At 78.4% G+C, this 5873-nt stretch carries 4 protein-coding genes and 1 pseudogene; all 5 read left to right on the top strand.

Annotated features, from left to right (window positions below):
* Positions 1-1660, top strand: a 1660-nt coding sequence (locus RKE29_RS27315; RefSeq protein ID WP_312008342.1) for an IucA/IucC family protein, incomplete at its 5' end; no start/stop codon positions are given.
* Between the two features lie 32 nt (positions 1661-1692).
* Positions 1693-3420, top strand: coding sequence for an IucA/IucC family protein (locus RKE29_RS27310; protein ID WP_312008341.1), 1728 nt, complete (start codon positions 1693-1695; stop codon positions 3418-3420).
* Positions 3417-4646, top strand: coding sequence for a type III PLP-dependent enzyme (locus tag RKE29_RS27305; RefSeq protein WP_312008340.1), 1230 nt, complete (start codon positions 3417-3419; stop codon positions 4644-4646). Before RKE29_RS27310 ends, RKE29_RS27305 begins: the two co-directional genes overlap by 4 nt.
* Positions 4647-5002: 356 nt before the next feature.
* A pseudogene (locus RKE29_RS27300) lies at positions 5003-5611 on the top strand (BTAD domain-containing putative transcriptional regulator); the annotation flags it as partial.
* A gap of 100 nt (positions 5612-5711) precedes the next feature.
* A partial coding sequence (locus RKE29_RS30885) for a BTAD domain-containing putative transcriptional regulator (RefSeq protein WP_369016065.1) occupies positions 5712-5873 on the top strand: 162 nt, incomplete at its 3' end.

The raw sequence follows: 5873 nt of genomic DNA, 5'->3' as shown, positions 1-5873 counted from the left end.
GCCCGGTCCCGGGTCGGTCCCGGCCGCGCCCGCCGGCGTCCCGGCCGCCCCCGGGAACAACTCCCGCGGCGCGGGCCAAGCCCCGGCCCCCGCCCGCGAGACGGCGGCGCCGGGCGCGGACCCGGCGCCGCCCGGCACCGTCGTCACCGGCCTCGACGCCGTCCTCGCCCGGATCGCCCTCGCCGTCGCCCCCGAGGACCGGGACCGCTACGCCGCCTTCGTCACCGAGTGCCGCCGGGCGCTGGCCGCCACCCGGCTGCACGCGCGGGTGCGCCCGGCCGTCGTCGCCCGGCTCGCCGAAACCTACGGCCCCCGGCCCGCCGAGCAGTGGACGGGCCTGGCCCGGTCGCTCGCCTACGACACCCTGGCCGCCTTCCGCGACCACCCCGTCCACCCCACCAGCCGGGCCCGGTCCGAGCTGACGCCCGCCGAGCAGCGCGGCCACGCGCCCGAATTCCACCCGGAGTTCCCGCTGCGCTGGGCGGCCCTGCCGCGCGAGGCCGTCACCGGCGACCCGGCGCGGCTGCCGCCCTGGTGGCCCGCGCCCGGCGACCTGGGCCTGCCCGCCCTGGACGGCAGCCACCTGGCGCTGCCCGTGCACCCGCTGACCGCCGGCCGCGCGCTGCCCGCCGCGCTGCGCGCCGCGGGCCTGGACGGCAGGGCCCGCCTGGCGGAGCGGCCGTGGCTGGCCGTGCGGCCGACCCTGTCGATGCGTACGGTCGGCGTCGTCGGCGACCCGGCCGTACACCTGAAGCTGCCGCTGCCCACCGCCACCCTCGGCCTGCTCAACCGGCGCACCGTGCAGCCCGGCACGCTGGTCGACGGCGAGGTCGCGCAGCGCCTGGTGGCGGCGGTGACCGACCGGGAGCCGCGGTTCGCCGACGCCGTGCTGCTCGCCGACGAGACCACCCACCTGCACGCCGGCAGCGCGGTGCTCGCCGCGCTCGTGCGCCGCTACCCGGACGGGCTCGCGGACGCCTCCGTCGTGCCGCTGGCCGCGCTGCTCGCGCCCGGCCCGGACGGGACGCCGGTCGCCGACGCGCTGGCCGACCGGTACTACGGCGGGGACCTGACGGCCTTCCTCGACGCCTACCTGGCGCTGCTGTTCGACTTCCACGCCACCCTGTTCGGCTACGGGATCGCGCTGGAGTCGCACCAGCAGAACACCTCGCTGGTCCTCGACCGGCCCGGCGGCCGCACCCGGCTGCGGCTGCTGCTGAAGGACCACGACGGCCCGCGCGTGCACGCCGTCCGGCTCGCCGCCCGTATCGGCGGCGGGCCCGCCGCCGACCTGTGCGGCTTCGCCGACCGCCGCATCCTCACCGGCGGCGACGGGCCGGTGGCCGACGTGTTCGCCACCATCACTGTGCACCTGTGCGCCGCCGCGCCCGTCCTCGAACTGGCCGCGCTCGGCCGCGCGCCCCGCGCCGTACTGCTGGCACAGGTCCGCGACCGGCTCGGAGAGGCCGTGGAACGGCTCGCGAAGGAGCCCGGCGCGGCCGCCGCCGTGCTGCGCGCGCGGGTCCTCGACGCCGACCGGCTGCCGGTCAAGGCCATGGTCACCGCGGGAACGCTCTTCCCCAAGGAGCGCACCGGCGCGGCCGACATCAACAAGTACTACGTCACCGGGCCCAACTACCTGCGCCCGGTGCGCGCCTGATCCCCCGCCTGATCCCCCGCTGGAGTCGCCGAATGCCCCTGCCCCCCACCCTCGTGGCCTCCGCCGGCCAGGTGGTCGCCCACACCCTCCTCAACTGCCTGCTGCGCGAGGTCTCCGGGCCCGAGCACCAGACCGTGGTCGCCGACGGCCACCTGCGGCTGCGGCTGCCCCGCTGCGGCGTGCAGCTGCGCGTCGCCCTGCGCCGCACCTCGCTGTCCGGCGCGCACCGCTTCACCGGGCCGGTCACCGAGCGGTGCGACGGTGCCTGGCGGGAGGTGCCCTGGCCGGAGCTCGCCCGGTACGTGCAGCGGGAGCTGACCGCGCGCACCGGCGTGGTCAACGACGAGTTCGTGAGCCAGGTCGCCGCCAGCCACGCGGGCGTCACCGCCGCCCTCGACGCCGCGCGCCCCCCGGCCGGCGACGACCCGGCGGCCGCCTACCTGGAGTCGGAGCAGGCGCTGCCGTTCGGCCACCGCTTCCACCCCGCGCCCAAGGCCCGCACCGGCACCGCCGACGCCTGGGAGCGGTACGCGCCCGAGGCCGGGGCCCGCTTCCCGCTGCGCCACCTGGCCGTACGCCGCGAGTACGTGCGCGAGGAGGCGGTGGCCCCCGGCGACCTGGCGGCCCTGGACCGGCAGCGGCCCGTGCCCGACGGCTACCGCCTGCTGCCCGCCCACCCCTGGCAGTACGCGCTGCTGCGCGACCACCCCGCGCTGCGCGCCGCGCTCGCCCGCGGGGACGTGCTCGACCTCGGCCCGGGCGGGCCGGAGTTCGCGCCGACCGCCTCGGTGCGCACCCTCTACGACGGCCGCGACTTCCTGAAGTTCAGCCTGAACGTGCGGATCACCAACTGCGTGCGCAAGAACGCCGAGTACGAACTCTCCGGCGCCGTCGCCCTGACCCGGCTGCTCGCCCCGGTCGCCGCCGACCTGGCCGCCCGCTTCCCCGGCGCCGCCCTGCTGCGCGAACCCGCCTACCGCACGCTGGCCCTGGGCGGCCGGGACCTGGCCGAGGGCTTCGGCGTCATCGTCCGCGAAGGGCTCGGCGCGCGCCTTGGGCCCGGGCTGACCGCGCTGCTGGCCGCCGCCGTGGCCGACGAGTACCCCAGCAGCCGGGCGCAGATCTCCCGGCTGCTGCCCGGCGCCGGACCGGAGGAGTACCTGGCCTGGTGGGAGGCGTACTGCGCGCTGCTGGTGCCGCCCGTGCTGGCCGCCTACCTCGACCACGGCGTCGTCCTCGAACCCCACCTGCAGAACGTCCTGGTCGGCGTCGACGCCGCCGGCCTGCCCCGGCAGGTGCTCTTCCGCGACCTGGAGGGCACCAAGCTGGTCGCCGAACGGCACGCCGCCACCCTCGCCGCGCTGCCCGCCGCCGTGGCCGGACCGATGGCGTACGGGCGCGCCCGCGGCTGGGACCGGGTGGTGTACTGCCTGCTGGTCAACCACCTCGCCGACCTGCTCGCCGCGCTCGCCGACCAGCACCCGGAGCTGGAGCCCGCCCTGTGGGCCGCCGTCCGCCGCACCCTGCGCGACCACGCCGCCGCCCACGGCGAGCCGCCCGAACTGCGCGACCTGATCGCCGGCGCGCCGCTGCCCGCCAAGGCCAACCTCCTCACCCGCTGGGCGCGCACGGCGGACCGCCACGCGGGCTACGTCCGCCTGCCCAGCCCGCTGGCCTTAGACCTGCTGCCCCCTGACGAGCCCGGCCCCGCCGCCCGCACCGCCACCGCCGCCCGCACCGCGCCCTGGACCGCCCCGTGATCACCTCCGCCGCCGCCGCGCTCGCCGCCTCCCTCGCCGCCGACGCGCTGCCCGCCTACGTCTACGACCTGGCCGACCTGACCGCCCACGCGCGGGCCGTACGGGCCGCGCTGCCGCCCGGCGTGGAGCTGTACTACGCGGCCAAGGCCAACCCCGCCGCTCCCGTCCTGGCCGCGCTGGCCCCGCACGTCACCGGCTACGAGGTCGCCTCCGGCGGCGAGCTGGCCCACGTGCGGGAGGCCGTGCCGCGCCTGCCGGTCGCCTTCGGCGGTCCCGGCAAGACCGACGGCGAGCTGCGGCTCGCGCTGCGGCTGCGCGCCGAGCGCTTCCACGTGGAGAGCGAGCACGAGCTGCGCCGCCTGCGCGCCCTGGCCGAGGAGGCCGGCCGCCCGGCGGACGTGCTGCTGCGCGTCAACCTGCCCCTGGCCGACGGCGCGGACGCGGCCGCGGCGGCCCTGGACGGCGCGGCCCTGGCCATGGGCGGGCGGCCCAGCCCCTTCGGCATGGACCCGGATGCCGTCGACCGCTGCCTGCCGCTGCTGGCCCGCGGCCCGCTGCGGCTGCGCGGCGTCCACGCCCACCTGGCCAGCGGCCTGGACGCGGCCGCGCAGCTCGCCGTCGCCGACCGGGTCGCGCGGTGGGCACGGGACCTGGCCGCCCGGCACGGCCTGCCGCCGGAGGCGGTGGCCGAGGTCGGCGCCGGCGGCGGCATGGCCGTCGACTACGCCCGCCCCGGCGACCGCTTCGACTGGGAGACGTACGGCAAGGGCCTGGCCGACCTGGCCCGGCGCCACCCCGGAACCGTGCTGCGCATCGAGCCGGGCCGGGCGCTCACCGCCTACTGCGGCTGGTACGTCACCGACGTGCTGGACGTCAAGACCAGCGGCGACGAGGCGTTCGCGGTCCTGCGCGGCGGCACCCACCACCTGCGCACCCCCGCCACCAAGGGCCACGACCAGCCCTTCACCGTGCTGCCCGGCGGCCCCTGGCCGCACCCCTGGCCGCGGCCGGACACCCGCGGCGGCCCGGTGACCCTGGTGGGCCAGCTGTGCACGCCCAAGGACGTGCTGGCCCGCCGGGTGCCCGTCGACGTGCTGCGCGCGGGCGACCGGGTGGCGTTCGCGATGGCCGGGGCGTACGCCTGGAACATCTCGCACCACGAGTTCCTCATGCACCCCCCGCCCGGCTTCCACTACGTCGGCCCGGGCACCGGCGGAGGCGGCTGAACGCACCGGCGAAGACGGCTGGGCGCACCGGCGGAGGCGGCTGGGCGCCGGGCCCGCGAGCGGGTCCGGCCGGCGCCGAACGCGGGCGGCGCGCCCGGCCCCCTGCTCCCGGGCCGGGCGCGCCGCTCCCTGTGTCCCCCCGTTTCCCCCGTTCCCCCGTTGTCCCCCCCGCCCTGAGAACCACCGACCTGATTTCCCCCGTAAGCCAGGTCGGTGGCCGCTTCACCAACCTAGATCCCCCATCTTGGAGAAACCTTGAGTAAACAGGCCCGCGACCGCCGCCGACGCGAGATGATCGGAGTCGCTCAGCGGGGGACAGGGGGCGACTCAACCGTCCGGTCGGGAGACGCGCAGCGATGGAGTTCCGGGTCCTCGGGCCCGTGGAGGGGTCCGCAGACGATCGGCACGTGAGCCTCGGCCACGCCAAGCAGGCGTGCGTCGTCGCCGTGCTGCTGGTCGACGCGGGCCGAGTGGTGCGCGTCGAGCAGATCGTCGACCGCGTGTGGGGCGACGATCCGCCCTCGTCCGTGCGCAGCGTGCTGTACGGGTACGTGGCCCGGCTGCGGGCCACCCTGCGCCCGTACGCCGGGCCCGTGGACGCCGGCGGCGTGCGGCTGGCCCGGCGCTCCGGGGGCTACGTCCTGGAGGTCGCCCCCGACCTGGTCGACCTGCACCGGTTCCGCGCCCTGGTCGCCGAGGCGGGCGCGCAGCGGGACGACGCGCGCGCCGTCGGCCGGCTGCGGCGGGCCCTCGGGCTGTGGCGCGGCGAGGCCCTGTCCGGCCTCGCGGGCGAGTGGGCCGAGGGAGTGCGCACCCGGCTGGACAGCGAGCGGCTGGCCGCCCACCTCGCCCTCGGCGAGGCCGGACTGCGGCTCGGCCGGCACGCCGACCTGCTCGCCGAGCTGCGCGACCTGGCCGCCGCGCACCCGCTGGACGAGCGGGTCGTACGGCAGCTGATGGCGGCGCTGTACGGGTGCGAGCGGCAGGCCGAGGCCCTGGAGGTGTACGAGCGCACCCGCGAGCGNGGCGCTGTACGGGTGCGAGCGGCAGGCCGAGGCCCTGGAGGTGTACGAGCGCACCCGCGAGCGGCTCGCCGAGGAGCTGGGCGTCGACCCCGGCGCCCCGCTGCGCGCCCTGCACCAGCGCATCCTCCAGGGCCGCGCCCCCACCGTGCCGCGCGCCGCCCCGCCGCCCGCGCCGCCGTCGCCGTCCGCGGCCGGGCCGGCC

This window comes from Streptomyces sp. B1866 (assembly GCF_031932565.1).
In the GTDB taxonomy this organism is placed as follows: Bacteria; Actinomycetota; Actinomycetes; order Streptomycetales; family Streptomycetaceae; genus Streptomyces.
The sequence above is the reverse complement of the archived record's forward strand: the minus strand, read 5'-3'. Positions and strand labels throughout refer to the sequence as shown.